The sequence below is a fragment of the Cupriavidus sp. 05N39 genome (assembly GCF_056397325.1).
In genome coordinates this window covers 101,134-121,117 of the sequence record NZ_JBFTNE010000038.1, presented here as the reverse complement: position 1 = coordinate 121,117, position 19,984 = coordinate 101,134, and the positions used below count along the sequence as shown (strand labels likewise).

17 protein-coding genes, 1 tRNA gene and 1 pseudogene are annotated in these 19,984 nt (G+C 63.4%); 7 read left to right on the top strand and 12 right to left on the bottom strand.

The annotated features are described in order from the left end of the window. The 10 genes and pseudogenes from AC1DN0_RS19445 to AC1DN0_RS19400 all read right to left on the bottom strand — a co-directional run. On the bottom strand, positions 1–1,568 hold a 1,568-nt coding region (locus tag AC1DN0_RS19445; protein ID WP_477145917.1), incomplete at its 3' end, for an OsmC domain/YcaO domain-containing protein. Between the two features lie 623 nt (positions 1,569–2,191). Beyond that, entirely contained in the window at positions 2,192–3,871 is a 1,680-nt protein-coding gene (locus AC1DN0_RS19440) for an ABC-F family ATP-binding cassette domain-containing protein (RefSeq protein WP_477145916.1), read from the bottom strand. A 384-nt stretch (positions 3,872–4,255) separates the two neighbouring features. Further along, positions 4,256–4,708 (bottom strand): calcium-binding protein, encoded by a 453-nt coding sequence (locus AC1DN0_RS19435; protein WP_441629280.1) that lies wholly within the window; start codon positions 4,706–4,708, stop codon positions 4,256–4,258. Positions 4,709–4,743: 35 nt separating this feature from the next. Next, on the bottom strand, positions 4,744–5,115 hold the full coding sequence (locus tag AC1DN0_RS19430; RefSeq protein WP_441629282.1) for a hypothetical protein: 372 nt from the start codon (positions 5,113–5,115) through the stop codon (positions 4,744–4,746). A gap of 20 nt (positions 5,116–5,135) precedes the next feature. Beyond that, positions 5,136–5,297: pseudogene (locus AC1DN0_RS19425) on the bottom strand (ParA family protein); the annotation flags it as partial. Between the two features lie 103 nt (positions 5,298–5,400). Continuing rightward, a tRNA-OTHER gene (locus AC1DN0_RS19420) sits at positions 5,401–5,477 on the bottom strand. Positions 5,478–5,659: 182 nt separating this feature from the next. Then, positions 5,660–7,360, bottom strand: coding sequence for an MFS transporter (locus AC1DN0_RS19415; RefSeq protein ID WP_441629284.1), 1,701 nt, complete (start codon positions 7,358–7,360; stop codon positions 5,660–5,662). Between the two features lie 257 nt (positions 7,361–7,617). Then, entirely contained in the window at positions 7,618–7,935 is a 318-nt protein-coding gene (locus AC1DN0_RS19410) for a DUF4212 domain-containing protein (RefSeq protein ID WP_441629286.1), read from the bottom strand. After that, on the bottom strand, positions 7,932–9,488 hold the full coding sequence (locus AC1DN0_RS19405; RefSeq protein ID WP_477145915.1) for a sensor histidine kinase N-terminal domain-containing protein: 1,557 nt from the start codon (positions 9,486–9,488) through the stop codon (positions 7,932–7,934). Before AC1DN0_RS19405 ends, AC1DN0_RS19410 begins: the two co-directional genes overlap by 4 nt. 97 nt (positions 9,489–9,585) lie before the next feature. Continuing rightward, a complete protein-coding gene (locus tag AC1DN0_RS19400; protein WP_035869333.1) occupies positions 9,586–10,272 on the bottom strand; it encodes a response regulator in 687 nt (228 codons plus the stop codon). Positions 10,273–10,582: 310 nt separating this feature from the next. Between AC1DN0_RS19400 and recA the strand changes: the two genes are divergently transcribed. From recA to AC1DN0_RS19365, 7 genes are all read left to right on the top strand, one after another. Then, a complete protein-coding gene (gene recA, locus AC1DN0_RS19395) occupies positions 10,583–11,650 on the top strand; it encodes a recombinase RecA (RefSeq protein WP_045237253.1) in 1,068 nt (355 codons plus the stop codon). A 138-nt stretch (positions 11,651–11,788) separates the two neighbouring features. Next, positions 11,789–12,256 carry a recombination regulator RecX gene (gene recX, locus AC1DN0_RS19390; protein ID WP_441629290.1) on the top strand — a complete coding sequence of 156 codons (468 nt, stop codon included), beginning with the start codon at positions 11,789–11,791 and terminating at the stop codon, positions 12,254–12,256. A 300-nt stretch (positions 12,257–12,556) separates the two neighbouring features. Further along, positions 12,557–13,231 carry a DUF2889 domain-containing protein gene (locus AC1DN0_RS19385; RefSeq protein WP_441629292.1) on the top strand — a complete coding sequence of 225 codons (675 nt, stop codon included), beginning with the start codon at positions 12,557–12,559 and terminating at the stop codon, positions 13,229–13,231. A 68-nt stretch (positions 13,232–13,299) separates the two neighbouring features. Next, a complete protein-coding gene (gene sucC, locus AC1DN0_RS19380; protein WP_477145914.1) occupies positions 13,300–14,466 on the top strand; it encodes an ADP-forming succinate--CoA ligase subunit beta in 1,167 nt (388 codons plus the stop codon). An 81-nt stretch (positions 14,467–14,547) separates the two neighbouring features. Further along, on the top strand, positions 14,548–15,429 hold the full coding sequence (gene sucD, locus AC1DN0_RS19375) for a succinate--CoA ligase subunit alpha (protein WP_035869320.1): 882 nt from the start codon (positions 14,548–14,550) through the stop codon (positions 15,427–15,429). A gap of 305 nt (positions 15,430–15,734) precedes the next feature. Then, positions 15,735–16,430: a TerC family protein gene (locus tag AC1DN0_RS19370; protein WP_477145913.1), complete on the top strand. Its 696-nt coding sequence runs from the start codon at positions 15,735–15,737 to the stop codon at positions 16,428–16,430. A 158-nt stretch (positions 16,431–16,588) separates the two neighbouring features. Beyond that, positions 16,589–18,436: a PglL family O-oligosaccharyltransferase gene (locus AC1DN0_RS19365; protein WP_441629297.1), complete on the top strand. Its 1,848-nt coding sequence runs from the start codon at positions 16,589–16,591 to the stop codon at positions 18,434–18,436. A 79-nt stretch (positions 18,437–18,515) separates the two neighbouring features. On the opposite strand, the gene AC1DN0_RS19360 is transcribed toward AC1DN0_RS19365, so the two are convergent. Beyond that, positions 18,516–19,049, bottom strand: a complete 534-nt coding sequence (locus tag AC1DN0_RS19360) for a YMGG-like glycine zipper-containing protein (RefSeq protein WP_441629299.1) — start codon at positions 19,047–19,049, stop codon at positions 18,516–18,518. Positions 19,050–19,132: 83 nt separating this feature from the next. Beyond that, on the bottom strand, positions 19,133–19,633 hold the full coding sequence (locus tag AC1DN0_RS19355) for a hypothetical protein (protein ID WP_477111783.1): 501 nt from the start codon (positions 19,631–19,633) through the stop codon (positions 19,133–19,135). Positions 19,634–19,984 lie beyond the last annotated feature (351 nt).

Below are 19,984 nucleotides of genomic sequence, written 5' to 3'. Positions count from 1 at the left end.
GCCATGTACACCTCTTTGCCCATGTCCTCAAGAATGCCGAGCAAGGTTGCTGCTTCCTCGGCATTGGAGTTCTCGCCCTGGGCAGAAAAATCCCACTCGACAAAATCGAAATTCGCCTTGGCGCTGAAAAAGCGCCACGACACCACGCCGCTGGAATCAATGAAGTGCTCAACAAAATTGTTCGGCTCAGTCACGGCGTTACTGACAAAGGTGGGCTGTGGCAAATCGTTCAGGCCTTCAAAACTGCGACCCTGTAGCAATTCTGTCAGACTCCGTTCCAGCGCCACCTCGAGGCTTGGGTGCGCGCCGAATGAAGCAAAGACACCGCCGGTTCGTGGGTTCATCAAGGTGACGCACATCACCGGATAAATTCCACCCAACGAAGCATCCTTCACCAATATCGGAAAGCCTTGCTCTTCCAGCCCCTGAATGCCAGCCAGAATGCCTGGGTATTTCGCCAGCACTTCATGGGGCACATCAGGCAATGCCATTTCGCCCTCCAGAATTTCGCGCTTTACCGCCCGTTCGAAAATCTCGGACAAGCATTGCACTTGGGCTTCGGCCAGTGTATTACCGGCACTCATGCCATTGCTGGCGTAGAGGTTTTCGACCAGGTTGGAGGGAAAATACACCACTTCGCCGTCCGACTGCCGTACAAACGGCAGCGAACAAATACCGCGCTGCACATTTCCCGAGTTGGTTTCATACAGGTGCGAGCCACGTAACTCGCCATCGGGATTGTAAATGGGCAGGCAGTATTCATCGAGAATTTCAGCCGGTAGCGCATCTTTGCGTCCAGGCTTGAACCAGCGCTCGTTCGGGTAATGTAAAAACGCCCCATTGGCGAGGTCTTCGCCCCAAAACGTACCGGCATAAAAATGGTTGCAATTCAGGCGTTCGATAAATTCTCCCAACGCCGACGCCAACGCGCTTTCCTTGGTCGCACCCTTGCCATTGGTAAAACACATTGACGAGTGTGCGTCACGGATATGCAGCGACCAGACATTGGGAACGATATTACGCCATGAAGCGATTTCAATCTTCATCCCCAAGTCCGCCAAAATGCCCGACATATTGGCGATGGTTTGCTCCAATGGCAGATCCTTGCCCGCAATATAGGTGCTGGCGTCAGACGCCGGCTTCAGCGCCAGCAACGACTGAGCATCGGCATCCAAGTTCTCTACCTCTTCGATCACAAACTCGGGTCCGGCTTGCACCACTTTTTTTACCGTACAGCGATCGATGGAGCGCAAAATACCCTGGCGGTCTTTGGCGGAAATATCCGCCGGCAACTCAACTTGAATCTTGAAAATCTGCTGATATCGGTTTTCCGGATCAACAATATTATTCTGCGACAGGCGGATGTTATCGGTCGGAATGTCGCGAGTTACGCAGTACAACTTAACAAAATAAGCCGCACACAATGCCGACGAGGCCAGAAAATAATCGAACGGACCCGGCGCGGAGCCATCGCCTTTATAGCGGACAGGCTGGTCGGCTATCACCGTGAAGTCATCGAACTTGGCTTCAAGACGTAGCTTATCGAGAAAGTTGACCTTAATTTCCATGGGGGTAATTCCAAAATGGTGCTCAAAATGATGCGACCGCTATTATCCGACGCCGCGCTGGTGCATTGTAATATATCGATGCTTTCTACAAGCGCCGTCGCATACGGATAATTTGACAGGCGAACGCAATTTGCGCAGGACGTGGCTGGAACGTCACGCCATGGCGATATTCTGGGCAGCGCCAGGGGGGGGCGGCACAGGCTGCGTAGCGTGCTGCCCACTTGGAGGTGCCTTATTAGTCGTTGGGACGGAATGTGATGATGAGGCTAACCGGCCCTTTGCCGTTCTCATCGCGCGGGAACGGGTCGGAACTCTCCAACACGCGCAGCGCGGCGTTGTCTCAGCACGAGCCGGCTGCATCCGCGCCACCTGCCAGCGCCTCCTGGCGGGCGATTTCGGAACGACGTTGTGCACTGGTGGCCGCATTGCCCACGTCGCCACCGATCAGACTGCAGACAGCCTTGAGCCTATTCGCGCCATGCGTTCCAAGTATCGTCGGGCTCGCCATGCGTTGGCGTTAGTCGCCGGCAGCTGGCGCGCCTGTCCGCACGATTGCTGAAGTCCTTGGCGAACGTCCGCGCTTCGCCTCCCATGCAACGCCCGCCGCCCGCCAGCGGTAAATCTCAGGCGAAGACCTTCTGCTCTGCGGCAGCCTGCTCGCGCATGCGACGCGCTTCGTCGCGCAGAAACTGCTGGTAATCGTCCAGATCGCCGTCGAAGGGCTCGACGCCGCCCTTGGTGACCAGCCAGAACTCGTCGCATACGGCGCGCAGCAGGGCCCGGTCGTGACTGACCAGCATCACCGTGCCTTCGAATTCGTTGAGCGCCATGGCTAGCGCTTCGCGTGTGGCCAGGTCGAGGTGGTTGGTAGGCTCGTCGAGCAGCAGCAGGTTGGGACGCTGCCACACGATCATGCACAACACGAGCCGCGCCTTTTCGCCGCCGCTCATCGTGCCAACCGCCTGATGGACCATGTCGCCGCTGAAGCTGAATGTGCCGAGGAAGGTGCGAAGCGATTGTTCGGTGCCACTCTGGCCAGGGGCGCGCATGTGCGCTGGCGTCTCTTTGGCAAGGCGGATCATGTGTTCCAGCGGCGTGTCGAGCGGGCGCAGCACGTCGAGTTCCTGCTGTGCGAAGTAGCCGATGTTCAGGCCTTTGCCTTCGCTGATTTCACCGGCAATCGGCGCCAGCGCGTGCGCCACCGTCTTCACCAGCGTGGACTTGCCTTGGCCGTTGGCACCGAGAATGCCGATGCGCTGCCCTGCCAGCACGGAACGGTTGATGCCCCGCACGATGACCGTGGGCGGCGTGCCCGGCAGTGCGCCGGCCGGCGCGGGGTAGCCGAAGCTCGCGTCCAGCATCGACAACAGCGGGTTCGGGACGTTGAGGGGCTCCTTGAACTCGAAGTTGAACTCCGCATCGGCAAGCACCGGTGCGATCTTCTCCATGCGTTCGAGCGCCTTGACCCGGCTCTGCGCCTGCTTCGCCTTCGAGGCCTTGGCCTTGAAACGGTCGATGAATTTCTGCAGGTGGGCGATCTTTTCCACCTGCTTGGCCATCGCGGCCTGCTGCAACACGAGCTGCTCAGCGCGCATGTCTTCGAACTTGCTGTAGTTGCCGCCATAACGCRCGAGCTTGGCGTTGTCGACGTGCACCGTCACCTGCGTCACCGCGTCGAGGAATTCGCGGTCGTGGCTGATCATTACCAGGGTTCCTTGATAGCGCTTGAGCCAGGCTTCCAGCCAGACCAGCGCGTCGAGGTCGAGGTGATTGGTCGGCTCGTCGAGCAGCAGCAGGTCGGACGGGCACATGAGCGCGCGCGCCAGCTGCAGTCGCATGCGCCAGCCGCCGGAGAAACTGTTGACCGGCTGGCTAAGCTGCTCAGCACTGAAGCCAAGGCCGAGGATCAGCGCTTGGGCACGTGCGGGGGCATCGTGTGCACCGGCGTCGTGCAGGGCCATGTAGGCGTGCGCCATGCGCATGCCGTCGTCGCTGGCCTCGGCGGCGGCTACTTCGGCCTGCGCGGCCAGCAGCCCGGTGTCACCCTCGACTACGAAGTCGGTCGCGCTCTGCTCGGTCTCCGGCATCTCCTGCGCGACCTGGCCCATCTTCCATGCGGCGGGAATCGAGAACTCGCCGCTGTCTTCGTGCAGCGTGCCGTTGAGAAGGCCGAAGAAGGATGACTTGCCGGCGCCATTGCGGCCGACAAGACCAATCTTTTCTCCGGGGGTGAAAGTGACGGACGCGCGGTCGAGTACGACATTGACGCCGCGGCGCAGCGTGACATTACGGACGGAAATCATAAGGAGCCACTTCGGAGAGGATCAGCATGATAGCCGACCGGACGCGCAGGGCTGTCTCTTTTCTGAGCCGCTTGCGCTTTGCGGCGCCCACCGGCCACAAAGCAAGGCAGGCCCTGGCGCACCGGGCGTACCGGCTGCGGGGCCGGCGAACATAGCGGTGAATGACGGCTCTTGGACTGAGGATTCAACCGGTCGATGCAACGGATTGATGGAATCGTTCAGCCGGTGTATCGAAGTTCAGAGTCTTCCGTGGACGTTCATTGAGTCGCATCGAGCCAAACGGCGGCTCATCGGCTACAAATTAAGCCGCATTTGCGCGTCCCGGATTGATGCAGTGTGGGGCGCGGCGACCTTCCGTCTGTTCTGAATCTGATGCTTATCGATCTATTCCTCGAAGATGGGAAGCGGCCATACCCGAGGTAGCCAGTGAAATCGATTGTCCGGCACTGGCTCATATGCAGCGTCATCTGCGATTGAAACGTATCCGTCAGCAGAGCCCATGTTGACTTTGGAATACTGCTGCGTCAGCTCGTCGCTCGCCAGTGGCACGAGTTGCGCTAGTGGTACAGCAAGCTTGCGCTTGTTCCATCGTATGCACATGAAGGCTTCAGTCTCGCACACTTCCTCCGGCGCTATTGCGATCACCTGAGCCCGGTCGCCGGGGCTGAGCGGTGAGGTTGGCGATCTCTTGCGAACCTCAGCTTCAAACGGAATGGTGAGTTGCTCCTCGAGGTAGTCGTACCATGCCATAGACCGCTCCTCTGAGTTGTAGGCGTCGACGACCACCTCCATCTCGATTCGCTGTTCGCGGTCCGGCTCGATCTTGCGTTTAGGCATGTTTGTCGTACTGATGTTGATGGAAGGCTGGAAGCTCAGAGGTCGACGACCTTGTGCAGAAGTGCAAACGAGACACGCCAGTGGCCCTCATCGGGATTGCACTGCACAGAAGCAGTCTTCTGGTTGACGCGTACGATGGTGCCGATGCGCTCGTGCAAGTGCTGATCCGTGAAGGCCACCGTGTCACCAACCATGAAGTCAGCACGTTGCGCACGGGGCGGGGATGGAGAGGTTTGCGGTGACGGTTGGGCCGCAGCGGTGGCATCGGCGATGACCGCGGCATAGGGCAAGGCCCAGCGCCGGCGCGTGGCGGTGTCCTCGACCACGGCCTGCGTCTGCCGCAGCTCGAGGATACGGCCCTGCCGCAGCGGCTGGATGAGATCGTCGGCGACGTAGCTGGCGGTCATGCCGATATGCAGGTGCCGGCGGCTCTCCAGGATCCGGGGTAGCACTTGGAGAGGGAGGGCTGGATATCGGCGTCGATGAGGAGGACGCGCAGACCCATATCGGCGAGCAGACCGCCGAGGGAGGCGGCGAGCGTGGTCTTGCCGACCCCGCCCTTGGTGGACAACATGCAGAACTTGATCATTGCTGGCGCTCCGAAAGTGAAAACTTCGGGAGGGCCAAAAGCAAAGCCCCTTCAGGTCTGAGACCTGAAGGGGCTGGCAAGTACTGATTTCCTACAGAAATACTGGTGGCGAATCAGGGATTCGAACCCCGGACCTGCGGATTRTGATTCCGTCGCTCTAACCGACTGAGCTAATTCGCCAACGAAGACCGCTATTATACATGTGGATTTGGACCTGTCAACACCCTCTCCTAAAAACTTTGTGGGGGTGCAAGGCGCCTTCGCCGCGCCCAAAAAAAAACCGGCGGACCTTGTGGCCCGCCGGGTGGAGCGACTGATTACCGGATCAGTCGTGCATGAGCTCGTTGCCCTGGATGCCAGGATCAGTCGTTGGCGTAGATGTTCACATCCTTGGTTTCGCGGATGAACAGCGAGCCGATGACCAGGGTGATGCCAGCGATGATGATCGGGTACCAGAGCCCGTAGTAGATGTTGCCGTTCTGGGCCACCAGGGCAAACGAGATGGTGGGCAGCAGGCCGCCGAACCAGCCATTGCCGATGTGATACGGCAGCGACATCGAGGTGTAGCGGATCCGGGTCGGGAACATTTCCACCAGCATGGCCGCGATCGGGCCGTACACCATGGTCACGTAGATCACCAGGATGACGAGGATCACCAGCACCATGATGGTGTTCATCTGCGCGGGGTCCGCCTTGGTCGGGTAGCCGGCCGAGGCCATCGATTCGCCCACCTGCTTCTTGAACGCGGCGATCTGTTTCTTGCTGACGTCGTCGAAGCTGTGGCCCGCCGGTACCAGTGCGGCGTTGAAGGAGGCAATCTCCTTGTCGCCGATCTTCACCGATGCCACCGTGCCGGCCGGGGCTTCCACGACTTCATAGCTGGCCGAGGCTTGTGCCAGGGTCCGCTTGACGATGTCGCAGGAGCTGCGGAAATCGATTTCGCGGGCGATCGGGCTGCCCTGGAAGGAGCATTGCTTCGGATCAGCGGTCACCACGATCTGGGCGCTTTGCTGCGCGCGTTCCAGCGCCGGGTTGGCGTAGTGGGTGAGGGCCTTGAACAGCGGGAAGTAGGTCAGCATCGCCAGCGCGCAGCCGGCCATGATGATCCACTTGCGGCCAACCTTGTCCGACAGCGAGCCGAAGAAGATGAAGAAGGGCGTGCCGATCACCAGGGCGCCCGCGATCAGCAGGTTGGCGGTGGTGGCGTCGACCTTCAGCACCTGGGTCAGGAAGAACAGCGAGTAGAACTGGCCCGTGTACCAGACCACGGCCTGGCCGGCGGTCAGGCCCACCAGCGCCAGGATCACGATCTTCAGGTTGCGCCACTGGCCGAACGACTCGGTCAGCGGTGCCTTGGAGGTCTTGCCCTCGGCCTTCATTTTCTGGAAGGCGGGCGATTCGCTCATCGACAGGCGGATATACACCGATACGCCGAGCAGCAGGATCGAAACGAGGAACGGAATGCGCCAGCCCCATACGTCGAAGTTCGGACCGGTCAGGTTGCGGCACACCAGGATCACGATCAGCGACAGGAACAGGCCGAGCGTGGCGGTGGTCTGGATCCAGGCCGTGTACGCGCCGCGCTTGCCGTGCGGCGCGTGCTCGGCCACATAGGTGGCAGCACCGCCGTACTCGCCGCCGAGCGCGAGGCCCTGTAGCATGCGCAGCCCGATCAGGATGATCGGGGCGGCCCAGCCAATGGTGTTGAAGCCCGGCAACAGGCCCACGATGAAGGTCGAGACCCCCATGATCAGGATTGTCACCAGGAAGGTGTACTTGCGCCCGATCATGTCACCCAGGCGGCCGAATACCAGCGCGCCGAACGGGCGCACGATAAAGCCAGCGGCAAAGGCGAGCAGCGCGAAGATGAAGGCCGCGGTCGGATCCAGCCCGGCGAAGAACTGCTTGGCGATGATGGCCGCCAGCGAACCGTAAAGGTAAAAGTCGTACCACTCGAACACCGTGCCGAGCGAGGAGGCAAAAATCACCTTCCTCTCTTCGGCGGTCATTGCCGAGCTCTGGGCGCTGCTTCCGGGCACCGCCACGTTCTGTGCATTAGCCATTGTCTCCTCCGTTTGTGATCGGAATCTTTCGGGGCCGCATGCGCGCTCCAGCTCTAGCACGCACGATTACCTCCGAAGTTGCAATGGATTGTGGGTGGTGAAACTTACTGCGTTCTGACAATTTCCGCGCCGTACGCCGCAAAGTGCTCGGGGTATACGCTAGGCAAAAAACGGGCTTGGCATTGCTGCGCCGCGACGCGCGCGGCCGCGGAAAATCGCACCGGAACCAGTGTTAAGGGGCGCGTCTGTATTTCTTGCTATGCAGCATCGTCATGCTGCCGGGCGGGCGCGCCACCGTTGTCGGCATCTTCGTCATTGTCGCGGTTCATGCGCCAGGCATATAGCGCCGCCATCAGGACGTAGACGACCAGCGCCCCCTGCGCGCCGACCCAGAAGGAGAAGGGCCAGCCGAAGAAATCGAAGCGCAGCTCGCGGGCGAACCAGGCCACGCCGAAGGTGACCACGAACCAGATCGACAGCAGCACGGCGATCCAGCGCAGGTTGCGATGCCAGGCGCGCCGTTCGGACTGGTCGGCCTGGTCGCGCCCGCCGCGTGTGTGATCGGGATCGTTCATGCTGGCTCCAGGGTGGAGGGCCGGCGCAGCGTAATGCGGAAGCAGGCGCCGGCCAGGCGCGGCTCCGTCTGGTAGACGTGGTCGAGAATGCTGACGTCGCCGCCATGCTGCTGCACGATCTCTCGCACGATGGCCAGGCCCAGGCCACTGCCCTGGGTCTTGGTGCCGAGTACGCGGTAGAACCGCTCCATCACGCGCTCGCGTTCGGACACCGGGATGCCGGGCCCGGTGTCTTCCACTTCGAGATACGCGAAAGGCTCGAATGCATCGGCGCTGACCCGCACGGTAGCGTGGCCATCCGCGGGCGTGTAGCGGATGGCGTTGTCGATCAGGTTGTTGAGCATCTCCGTCAGCATCAGGCGGTTGCCTTGCACCATCACGGGGTGGTCGTCGGCATCCACGCCCAGATCGATGCGGCGCGCCCAGGCCTGCGGCAACCAGTCCTTGACCACTTCGCGCGCCAGGGCGGCCAGATCAAGCGGCGCCATGTTGCCCGCGCCGGCCAGGTTTTCCATGCGTGCCAGCGACAGCAGCTGCGTCACCATGTGGGCGGCGCGCTCCGAGCTGCCGGCGATCTGCGCCAGCGATTTGCGCAGTTCCTCCGGCGACTGTTCGCGCTGCGCCAGTTCCGCCTGCATGCGCAGCCCGGCCAGCGGCGTTTTCATCTGGTGGGCGGCATCGGCGATAAAGCGCTTTTGCGTCTGCACGGAAACGTCGAGCCGCGCCAGCAGGTCGTTGAACGAGGCCACCAGCGGCGTGATTTCCTGCGGTGCGGCGTGTTCGTCGATGGGGCTGGTGTCACCGGGATTGCGTGCGCGGATGCGCTGCTGGATCGCGGTCAGCGGGGCCAGCCCGCGCGTCAGGCCGAACCACACCAGCACCACCGCCAGCGGCAGGATCACGAACTGCGGCAGGATCACGCCCTTGATGATTTCGTTGGCCAGGCGCGCGCGCTTGTCGAGGGTTTCGCCAACCTGCACCAACACCGGCTGCGCGTCGCCGCCCTGCTCGAGATCGACATAGGTGTAGGCCACGCGCACGTCGTTGCCCGCGATGCGGTCGTCGCGCAGCGAGACCAGCCCGGCATGGCCGCGGTCGTCTTCGCCTGGCAGCGGCATGTCGTTGTCGCCGGCGACGAATTCGCCATGCGTGCCCACCACCTGGTAGTAGATATTGTCGGTTTCATCGGCGCGCAGGATCTCGCGCGCGGACAGCGGCAGTTGCAGCGTGACGCGCCCGTTGACCTCGCGCACCTGCTGCGAGAGCACAATGGCGCTGGCTTCCAGCGAGCGGTCGAAAGGGCCGTTGGCGATCGATTTTGCCACCAGGTAAGTCACCGCAATGCTCATCGGCCACAGCAGGAGCAGCGGCGCCAGCATCCAGTCCAGGATCTCGCCGAACAGCGAGCGCGGCGACGGGTGGCCGGCGCTGTCTTCAAGGTGTGGCAGGGYCCCGGCCAGCGCTTCGTCGCTGACGATCTCGTCAGGCGCGGAGGGAGGAGGGGCGGCGCGCGCGGGCCGCTGGCGCCGCCGGGGCAGTCGCAGCAGGCTCATTGGGAAAAGGTGTGGCAGGGCCTGGCGGCGTGGCCGGCAGGCAATGAAGCAAGGATGGCGCGGGTTCTGTTGCTGATTCCGATTCTAATGGCGACTCCTAGTCGTGCGCCACGGCGGCCTGGAATTTCTCCAGGCAGTAGCCCAGCCCGCGTACCGTGGCAATGCGGATGCCACCCACCTCGATCTTCTTGCGCAGCCGGTGCACGTAGACTTCGATGGCGTTGTTGCTGACTTCCTCGCCCCATTCGCACAGGTGGTCGACCAGCTGCTCCTTCGACACCAGCCGCCCGGTGCGGGTGAGCAGGATCTCCAGCAATCCCACTTCGCGCGCCGAGAGATCCAGCATCTGATCGTTCAGGTAGGCGATGCGGCCGACCTGGTCGAAGGCGAGCGGGCCGTGGTGGGTCAGCGTGGCGCCGCCGCCCGTGCCGCGCCGCACCAGCGCGCGCACCCGCGCTTCCAGCTCCGAGAGCGCGAAGGGCTTGGCCATGTAGTCGTCGGCGCCCAGGTCCAGGCCCTTGACACGTTCGTCAACGCCATCGGCCGCGGTCAGGATCAGCACCGGCAGCATGGCGCCGCGCGTGCGCAGCCGCTTGAGCACTTCCAGCCCCGGCATGCGCGGCAGGCCGAGATCGAGGATCAGCAGGTCGAAGGTCTGGGTCGACAGCGCGGAATCGGCTTCGACCCCGCTGGCCACATGGTCGACGGCATAGCCCGAGTGACGTAGCGAGCGCGTCAGGCCATCTGCCAGCACATCGTCATCTTCGGCGATCAGAATACGCATGGTTGTCTCCACCCTGGCCCGGCTGTGTCGCCCCTTTCCATCAAATGACGCGGGCGGGACTTGCCAAGCATACTGTTTTTTTATACAGTACCCGCTTATGCCGGTCGCATTCGATTTGTCTTCGATGCAAACCGGGCTTTACCGAATTTGTACTGGTTTTTTACCGAACGTTCGCCCCAATGTTTGCCCCTGCTGCCAGGTTCATCGTCATCAGGAGTTCGCGGCGCGGCGCGGGCTGGGCGGTTGCCCGAAAAAAGCGGGTGGCGCGCCACATGCGGCCTATTTATACACCATTGACGGAAGGACGACCATGGATGACGGCAAGAAGGCGAGTGCTGGCGTAAGCGCCGAAAAGCAGAAGGCGCTGGCGGCCGCGCTGGCCCAGATCGAGAAGCAGTTCGGCAAGGGCTCGATCATGAAAATGGGCGATGCCGAAGTCGAGCAGGATATCCAGGTCGTGTCCACCGGCTCGCTGGGCCTGGACATCGCGCTGGGCGTTGGCGGCCTGCCGCGCGGCCGCGTGGTGGAAATCTACGGTCCGGAATCCTCGGGCAAGACCACCCTGACGCTGCAGGTCGTGGCCGAGATGCAGAAGCTGGGCGGCACCTGCGCCTTTATCGACGCCGAGCATGCGCTCGACGTCAACTACGCCAGCAAGCTGGGCGTGGCGGTTGGCGATCTGCTGATCTCCCAGCCGGACACCGGCGAGCAGGCCCTGGAAATCACCGATGCGCTGGTGCGCTCGGGCTCGGTCGACCTGATCGTGATCGACTCGGTGGCGGCCCTGGTGCCCAAGGCCGAAATCGAAGGCGAGATGGGCGATTCGCTGCCTGGCCTGCAGGCCCGCCTGATGAGCCAGGCGTTGCGCAAGCTGACCGGCACCATCAAGCGCACCAACTGCCTGGTGATCTTCATCAACCAGATCCGCATGAAGATCGGCGTGATGTTCGGTTCGCCCGAAACCACCACCGGCGGCAATGCGCTGAAGTTCTACGCCTCGGTGCGCCTGGATATCCGCCGCATCGGCTCGATCAAGAAGGGCGACGAGGTGATCGGCAACGAAACCAAGGTCAAGGTGGTCAAGAACAAGGTCTCGCCGCCGTTCCGCGAAGCCTTCTTCGACATCCTGTATGGCCAGGGCATCTCGCGCCAGGGCGAAATCATCGACCTGGGCGTGGACGCCAAGATCGTCGAGAAGTCCGGCGCCTGGTACAGCTACAAGGGCGAGAAGATCGGCCAGGGCAAGGACAACGCGCGTGAATACCTGCGCGAAAATCCCGATATCGCCGACGAGATCGAAAACAAGGTGCGCGAATCGCTGGGCGTGGTGCTGATGAATGGCACGCCGGCCGCCGCTGTGGCCACCGCCGAAGACTGAGCTTCGCCGGCCGGGGCGCTCCCGGCCGCGAACCCCGCCCGGGGCGGCACGCGCAGCGACGCGCGCCGCCCCGGTTTGCGTTTTTGAAGCGCATTTTCACAGCTCGATGTCGAGCTCACACTGCCGAGCTCCATCCTCATGGCCACCCGTCCCCCTCTTTCCCTGAAGGCCCGCGCCGTAGGCTACCTGTCGCGGCGCGAGCACAGCCGGGCGGAGCTGGCACGCAAGCTGGCCCCGCACGCCGAATCGCCCGAAGCCCTTGAGCAATTGCTGGATGCGCTGGAGCGCGAGAACTGGCTGTCCAACGAGCGCTTCGTCGATAGCCTGGTGCACCGGCGCGCCAGCCGCTATGGCGCCGCCCGCGTCATGCAGGAAGCCCGCACCCACCAGCTCGGCGGCGAACAGCTCGCCGACCTGCAGGAGCGCCTGTGCGGCTCCGAACTGGAGCGTGGCCGCGCGGTCTGGCAGAAGCGTTTCGGCACGCCACCCGCCACGCCCGAGGAAAAGGCCAGGCAGATCCGCTTTCTGGTGGCGCGCGGTTTTTCCCGCTCGGTGGTGAGCCAGGTGATCAAGGGGGCGGATGAGTGGCTGGACGGCAGCGATTGATGCCGTGGGCGGACCTGCCGGATCGCGGTCCGAAGTGATGCCGCGATGGCGTCTTGCACCGGCGCGGTGCGCATACCTGTTTTGTCAGTAGGCGTATTCCGCGCTGACCGCATGTGATCCGGGCACCGGTTCAGTCCCGCGCATCCGCGCATTTTGACGCTCCACAGCGCTTGCCCGTCACACGACAATTCCCGGCAACAGCCCTGGGTGCAGTTTGTTCCCGGCCAAAGTTGTCCGGCATGTTAAAATCCTGCGGTTTTCCGGCCCAGCCGTCCTTTTCTCCCGCTCCTGCCTGGTGTTATGCCGCTTTCCCCGCCCGTCAATCGCGCCCTGCGCCACCGCCGTGCCATCACGGCCGAGGCCTATCTTAGGGACGATGGCCTATGGGATATCGAAGCGCGCCTGACCGACACCAAGCCCCGCGAGATCCCGCTTGCCGGTGGTGGCGTGCGCCCGTTGGGCGAGCCGCTGCATGATTTGTGGCTGCGCATCACCATTGACCTGCGCATGAACGTCGTGGACGCCGACGCCTGTTCCGACTGGGTACCGTATCCCGGCCAGTGCGACACCATCGGCCCGGCCTATCGCAAGCTGATCGGCCTGAACCTGATGAAGGGTTTCCGCAAGGCGGTGAAAGAGCGCCTGTCCGGCGTGTCGGGCTGCACCCACCTGACCGAGCTGGCCGGCGTGCTGCCGACCACCGCGATCCAGGCCTTTGCCGGCGACGTGTTCAATATCCGTGACGCCGGCACCGAAGACACCAATCCCGAACCGCCTTACCAGTTGCACGGCTGCCATGCCCTGCATTTCGAAGGTGAGGTGGTGCGCCAGTTTTACCCGCGCTGGTATGGTCACCAGCCAAAGCCGAGGATCAAGACCGAAGGGTCGCCGATCCCGGCGGCGCAACCTTCGGAGGCGCTCGCCGCCACCGATGGCGGCGCCACGTCCCGCAGGCCTACCGGCACCTCTGGCTAAGCCAGGCCGGCCTGCTATCCGCCGAGATTCCATCTCCACTTTTTACGCCTACCCGAAAGGAAACACGCATGARTATCCATGAGTACCAAGGCAAGGAAATCCTGCGCAAATACAATGTGCCGGTTCMGCGCGGCATCCCCGCGTTCTCGGTCGATGAGGCCCTGAAGGCTGCTGAACAACTGGGCGGCCCGGTATGGGTCGTCAAAGCGCAGATCCACGCGGGCGGCCGCGGCAAGGGTGGCGGCGTGAAGGTGGCCAAGAGCATCGACGAGGTCAAGACCTACGCCAGCAACATCCTGGGCATGACGCTGGTCACGCACCAGACCGGCCCGGAAGGCAAGAAGGTCAACCGCCTGCTGATCGAAGAAGGCGCGGACATCAAGAAGGAACTGTACGTCAGCCTGGTCGTCGATCGCGTTTCGCAAAAGGTGGCCCTGATGGCCTCCAGCGAAGGCGGCATGGACATCGAAGAAGTCGCTGCCCACAGCCCGGAAAAGATCCACACGCTGATCATCGATCCGTCGGCCGGCCTGCTCGACGCGGACGCTGACGACATCGCCCGCAAGATCGGCGTGCCCGACGCAAGCGTGGCGCAAGCCCGCCAGGCCCTGCAAGGCCTGTACAAGGCATTCTGGGACACGGACGCCTCGCTGGCTGAAATCAACCCGCTGATCCTGACCGGCGACGGCAAGGTGATCGCGCTCGACGCCAAGTTCAACTTCGACTCCAACGCCCTGTTCCGTCACCCGGAAATCGTCGCTTACCGCGACCTGGACGAAGAAGATCCGGCTGAAATCGAAGCTTCGAAGTTCGACCTGGCCTACATCTCGCTGGACGGCAATATCGGCTGCCTGGTGAACGGCGCCGGCCTGGCCATGGCCACCATGGACACCATCAAGTTGTTCGGCGGCGAGCCGGCCAACTTCCTCGACGTGGGCGGCGGTGCCACCACCGAGAAGGTGACCGAAGCCTTCAAGCTGATGCTCAAGAACCCGAACCTGAAGGCCATCCTGGTCAACATCTTCGGCGGCATCATGCGTTGCGACGTGATCGCCGAAGGCGTGATCGCTGCATCCAAGGCCGTGTCGCTGTCCGTGCCGCTGGTCGTGCGCATGAAGGGTACCAACGAAGAGATCGGCAAGAAGATGCTGGCCGACTCGGGCCTGCCCATCATCGCGGCCGACACCATGGAAGAAGCCGCCCAGAAGGTCGTGGCCGCTGCCGCGGGCAAGTAAGCCAGACGCGAACACGAACGCCAGCAGCGCGCCGGGGCCAGGCCTTCGCGCGCTGCTTTGAGCCAAGCAAAGGATTACAGCATGTCGATTCTGATCAATAAAGACACCAAGGTCATCACCCAGGGCATCACCGGTAAGACCGGCCAGTTCCACACCCGTGGCTGCCGCGACTACGCCAACGGCAAGAACTGCTTCGTTGCCGGCGTGAACCCGAAGAAAGCCGGCGAAGACTTCGAAGGCATTCCCATCTACGCCAGCGTCAAGGATGCCAAGGCATCGACGGGCGCCACCGTTTCCGTGATCTACGTGCCGCCCGCCGGCGCCGCTGCCGCGATCTGGGAAGCCGTTGACGCTGACCTGGACCTGGTGGTCTGCATCACCGAAGGCATCCCCGTGCGCGACATGATGGAGCTCAAGGACAAGATGGTGAAGGGCAACAAGAAGACCTTGCTGCTCGGACCCAACTGCCCGGGCCTGATCACGCCTGATGAAATCAAGATCGGCATCATGCCGGGCCACATCCACCGCAAGGGCCGCATCGGCGTGGTGTCGCGCTCGGGCACGCTGACCTATGAAGCGGTGGGTCAGCTGACCGCGCTGGGCATGGGCCAGTCGTCGGCAGTGGGCATTGGTGGCGACCCCATCAACGGCCTGAAGCACATCGACATCATGAAGATGTTCAACGACGATCCCGAAACGGACGCCGTGGTCATGATCGGCGAAATCGGTGGCCCGGACGAAGCCAACGCGGCTTACTGGATCAAGGAAAACATGAAGAAGCCGGTGGTTGGCTTTATCGCTGGCGTGACCGCGCCTCCGGGCAAGCGCATGGGCCACGCCGGCGCGCTGATCTCGGGCGGTGCCGACACGGCGCAAGCCAAGCTGGAAATCATGGAAGCCTGCGGTATCAAGGTCACCAAGAATCCGTCGGAAATGGCTCGCCTGCTCAAGTCGATCCTGTAATACCGAACAGCAGCTTTTCCGCCCGCGGGCGGGAGAGATTGCCGGAGCCGGTGCGGCTGCATGACTGCAACCGCACATCGGACCTCGATGCCCCCGCCTCCGTGCGGGGGCATCTCATTCTGGAGCGCCAGTCACCTAGGGTATCTCCGGAGGCGCGCGACATGCCGATTGAAACCGAATCGAAAGCTTGATACGGTAAATCTTCATGTCTGAAGACTCAGACATCCGAAATTCCGTAAGCACCGGTGATAATCGGTACATATGTGGCGTTCGAATCATAATTTAGAAACTCGAGGAGCTTTACCGTGGAACTGCTGTCCTCCACTGCGTTCTGGATCGCGTTGGGATCCATCATCCTGACCAACATCGTGCTCTCCGGCGACAACGCCGTGGTGATCGCACTGGCCTCCCGCAACCTGCCGCCCGCCCAGCAGAAGAAAGCCATCTTCTGGGGCAGTGCCGCCGCCATCATCATGCGTGTGGTGCTGACGGTGGCCGCGGTCAAGCTGCTGAGCCTGCCTTACCTGAAGATCGTCGGCGCCTTGCTGCTGGTCTACATCGGCGTGCAGCTGCTGACCGGCGAAGACGACGAGGACGGCCACGACGCCAAGGACAATATCTGGTCCGCGATCCGCACCATCCTGATCGCCGACCTGGTGATGTCGCTCGACAACGTGGTGGCCGTGGCCGCCGCGGCGCAGAAGGGGCCGGAAGGCAGCCAGCTGATGCTGCTGATCGTTGGCCTGGGCCTGTCGATTCCCMTGATCGTGTTCGGCAGCACCATCCTGCTCAAGGTCATGGACCGCTTCCCCATCATCATCGTGCTGGGCGCGGCGCTGCTGGGCTACCTGGCAGGCGAGATGCTGGTGAGCGATCCGGTGGACGCCGCGTGGTTCGAGATGCATGTGCCGCATGCGCACCTGGTGTTTGGCGCAATCGGCGCGGCGCTGGTGGTGGTGGTGGGCAAGCTGCTGCAGAAACGGTCGGTACAACCGGCCTGACGGACAATAGTCCGTCGGCAGACGGTCTGTCGATGGACGGGCCGCACGGCAGCGTGCGGCCCGTCCGGAAAGAAAAAGCGCCTTCGGGCGCTTTTTCTTTGCCTGCTCCCCGAGCTATCATCCGCCTTTTGCCAACAAGGCATAACAAGGCGCCCCGCATGCTGCCCTCCCGGTCAGCCATACCTCTCAGCTTCCTCGCCGTCGCACTGATTGCGCCGCTACTGGTCTCCCGTCACACGCTCCCCATTGCCACTTTCTATGGCGAATGGGCCTCGGCATTGCTGTTCGCGCTGGCCGTCATCGCGCTTGCTGCCGTGGCAAACCCGCAAGCCTCGGGGCTCGCTTATCGGGACGTTCCCGCTCAGTTCCCGTGGATCGTCGTATTTGCCCTCTGGCTGATCGCCACCGGCGTCACGCAAGGGCTAACCGGCATGAGGGACCTGTCGGGCAGCCGGCTGATCACCGAACTCGTGCTCGCGCTTGCCGCCGCAGTGATATGGGCAGCCTGGCGGCAAGGCCGGACAGCGTCTCCGCTCGAGCGCCAGGCGATGACCGATGCGCTCGCGATTGCCTGGCTGGTGGCCGGATTGCTCGGCACGCTGGCGCAGTGGGTCCAGGTCTTCGGCCTGGAGTCCGACACGTTCGGGATGGTCTCCACCTACTTCTACGACGACAACCGACGCCTGTGGGGCAACCTCAACCAGCCCAATCACCAGGCCACGGTTGAGGGCCTGGCGCTTGCGGCAGCCGTGTGGCTGGCCGCGCGCGGCTGGCTGCGACCACCAGCCTGGCTGGCGGCGGTGCTGTTGCTGGAGAGCGGTATCGTGTTGTCCGGATCGCGCACCGGTGTCCTCCATGTCGGGCTGGCCTCGGCCTACGCATTGCTCGCCGCATGGATGGCGCGCGGGGCAGGGCGGGACGGGCCGGGTGCGATGCAACGTCCGGGCCATGCCGGTCACAACCCCATGAGCCGGCCAGCCGGGCTTGCCTTCGCCGCGGTGGCGATGGTGGTGGTGCTGGTGATCCTGCAGCCGCTGATGAAGAGCGCCGGGCACGTCTTCGACTGGCGCCTGTTCGATACGCTGGCGCAGTTGGGGCAAGCCGACCAGGTGTCGGCGCGCGGGGCGCTGTGGTCCCACGCCTGGGCAATGTTCCGCGCGCATCCCTGGCTGGGGGTGAGCTGGGGCGAGTTCGGCTGGGCGCAGTTCCAGCAGCTGGCGCAAGTCGGCGTGACGGTGGAAATGTCCCTGCATGCGCACAACGCGCTGCTGGACCTGCTGGCGAAAACGGGCCTGGTCGGCACCGCCGGTGTCGTGCTCTCATTGCTGGCGTGGCTATGGCGTGTAGCGCACCGGCGGCTGTGGCTTGGAGACGGGCCGGACCGGGCGCAGACGGTGGTGGTGCTCACGTGGCTGGCGATGCTATGCGCACATTCGATGCTGGAGTACCCGCTGCACTACCTGTATTTCATGCTGCCGTTCTGCTTCATGCTGGGCTGGCTGGAGCCCTCGGGGTTCGGCCGCGTGCGCACGCCGCGCTGGCTTGCCGTGCTGGCCGTTGGGGCGTTCATCGGCGCTACGACCGTCATCCTTGCCACCATGTGGCAGGACTACCGGCGTGCCGAGGCACGCGAATATGCGCGTGACGAACACCGGAAAGCGCTGCCGATGCCGCATTTCTGGTTTCGCCAGGCCGCCGCGGCGGATGCGACCGAGGATGCCAGGATCACGCCGGAGAATGCAGCGCAGCTGCTGGCGCCCCATATCGCCGCCGTCCACCTGCTGCCCACGCCTACGCTGATTGCCCGCACCGCCTGGCTGCTGGCCTTGAGCGGCGATCCCGTTCAGGGCCGCGCATGGCTGGAGCGCCTGCATTTCTACTTTGCTGGCGACGAGGCAAACCAGTTCGCCGAACTGGCCCGCTTCTGCGCCGAAGTCGACGCGGCGGCGCGGCCGCGCGATTTCTGCGACTGGGTGAAGGCGCGCAACAAGGGCAAGCCGGAATAAGCGCTCCACGGCGGGCGGATCGCGGCGCGCGGAGTCTGCCCGTACGCGGCTGCGGCACCCCGGGCCGGGGCTCGCAGGGTTACTGCGGCGGGTAGTAGCCCGGAGGGGGCGGCGGATAGTAGTAAGTCGGGGCGGCAGGCCGCGGGGCCGCCGCCATATTGCCGTAGACCGGCACCCGATGACCGCTGGCGTACATGCACTGCACATAAGCAGCGTCGTACTGGCGCTGGCTGCCGTAGCCGGCGTATTGGGCATTACTCGAGCCGATCGCCGCGCCGGTGAGCAGGCCGATGCCCGCACCCACTGCCGCGCCGGAGCCGCCATTGAACGCCGCACCCGCTGCCGCTCCCAGCGCGGTGCCGACCGCGGCGCTGCCGACCGCGCTGTTGGTTGCCGCCTGGTTTGCGGTCACGCCGCCCACCTGGCCGAAGGCGAACTGGCGGCAGGCATAGTCGTCGGCCCGGAACTGGTCGAAGTTCTTGCCGGTGCCTGGCAGCACCATCACACTGGGACCGCTGGGCATCACGGCACAGCCGGCCAGAACAAGCGCTGCCAGCGGCAGGCTCAGCAAGATCGGGAGTCCAGGCAAGCTGGGACGGTCAAAGGCTTTCATCTCGGCACCTCGGTACCTCGGTCATCGAAACATCGCACACAGCGGTGCTGCGCGCCGCAGGTTGGAAACGCGCGCTCCAGGCGCTAGGCGGGTGGCTGCGCTGGAACCTTCTGCCAGCCGCCGGGGCACGCCTTGATATACGGATAGTAGCCATCCGGCCTGGCGCAGTGATACCAGTACGCCTCCTGCCGGGGCGCCGGTGCCGCGACAGCGCCGCTGTTCATTTCCCACGATCCGTCCTGGCCCTGCTCTATGTATTGCGGTGGAGAACTCGGCACTCCCACTGCCGCGGGCGGATAGTAGTAGCCAGGAGGGTAGTAGTAGGGGGAGTAGGGGTAGCCCCAACCGTATCCATACCCAAAGCCGGGCCCGACATAGATCCCCACGCTCCCGTGCCAGCCGCCATGCCAGCCACCGCCGCCGTGCCAGCCGCCGCCCCCGTGCCAGCCGCCGCCCCCGTGCCAGCCTCCCCCGCCATGTCCGCCGCCGCCGCCTCCACCGTGGCCGCCGCCTGCCAGGGCCGTCCCGCCCGCACTCAGCGCCGCCAACACCAGCAAAAGCTGGCCAACCCTACGCCCGTTCATGTTGCTCACCCTGGATCGACGCGGAACGATGTCCCGCGGGGCTGCACCTGCACCCCCTTAACTGCATTGAATACCAATTTGACGCATGTGGCGCGGTGCCCCCTGCTGGCGAAATGCGGCGTTACGCTTGTTACAGCGGAAGGGGCCACGGCGTAAGCGTGTGTCATGGCGGATAAGAGAGGCGGGGGGCTGTGATGCGGATCGGATACTTGCAGGCGCGCGCCAGAGATCCGGCGGGATCCATCTTTGATTGCTGTGGGCCACCGCCCGCCCTGCAAGCGCAGAGGGGAGAAATCCCTGGATGAAGTCGAAACCAAGAACGTAACGGGCTCCTGCGGTGCGTCAATCGTT

Excerpts from the sequence above, each read along its gene's own strand:
- AC1DN0_RS19430 (WP_441629282.1), bottom strand. The coding sequence starts at position 5,115 with ATGACCGCCAGCTACGTCGCCGACGATCTCATCCAGCCGCTGCGGCAG.
- sucD (WP_035869320.1), top strand. The coding sequence starts at position 14,548 with ATGTCGATTCTGATCAATAAAGACACCAAGGTCATCACCCAGGGCATC.
- AC1DN0_RS19415 (WP_441629284.1), bottom strand. The coding sequence starts at position 7,360 with ATGGCTAATGCACAGAACGTGGCGGTGCCCGGAAGCAGCGCCCAGAGC.
- recX (WP_441629290.1), top strand. The coding sequence starts at position 11,789 with ATGGCCACCCGTCCCCCTCTTTCCCTGAAGGCCCGCGCCGTAGGCTAC.
- AC1DN0_RS19385 (WP_441629292.1), top strand. The coding sequence starts at position 12,557 with ATGCCGCTTTCCCCGCCCGTCAATCGCGCCCTGCGCCACCGCCGTGCC.
- AC1DN0_RS19355 (WP_477111783.1), bottom strand. The coding sequence starts at position 19,633 with ATGAACGGGCGTAGGGTTGGCCAGCTTTTGCTGGTGTTGGCGGCGCTG.
- AC1DN0_RS19365 (WP_441629297.1), top strand. The coding sequence starts at position 16,589 with ATGCTGCCCTCCCGGTCAGCCATACCTCTCAGCTTCCTCGCCGTCGCA.
- recA (WP_045237253.1), top strand. The coding sequence starts at position 10,583 with ATGGATGACGGCAAGAAGGCGAGTGCTGGCGTAAGCGCCGAAAAGCAG.
- AC1DN0_RS19360 (WP_441629299.1), bottom strand. The coding sequence starts at position 19,049 with ATGAAAGCCTTTGACCGTCCCAGCTTGCCTGGACTCCCGATCTTGCTG.
- AC1DN0_RS19435 (WP_441629280.1), bottom strand. The coding sequence starts at position 4,708 with ATGCCTAAACGCAAGATCGAGCCGGACCGCGAACAGCGAATCGAGATG.
- AC1DN0_RS19410 (WP_441629286.1), bottom strand. The coding sequence starts at position 7,935 with ATGAACGATCCCGATCACACACGCGGCGGGCGCGACCAGGCCGACCAG.
- AC1DN0_RS19400 (WP_035869333.1), bottom strand. The coding sequence starts at position 10,272 with ATGCGTATTCTGATCGCCGAAGATGACGATGTGCTGGCAGATGGCCTG.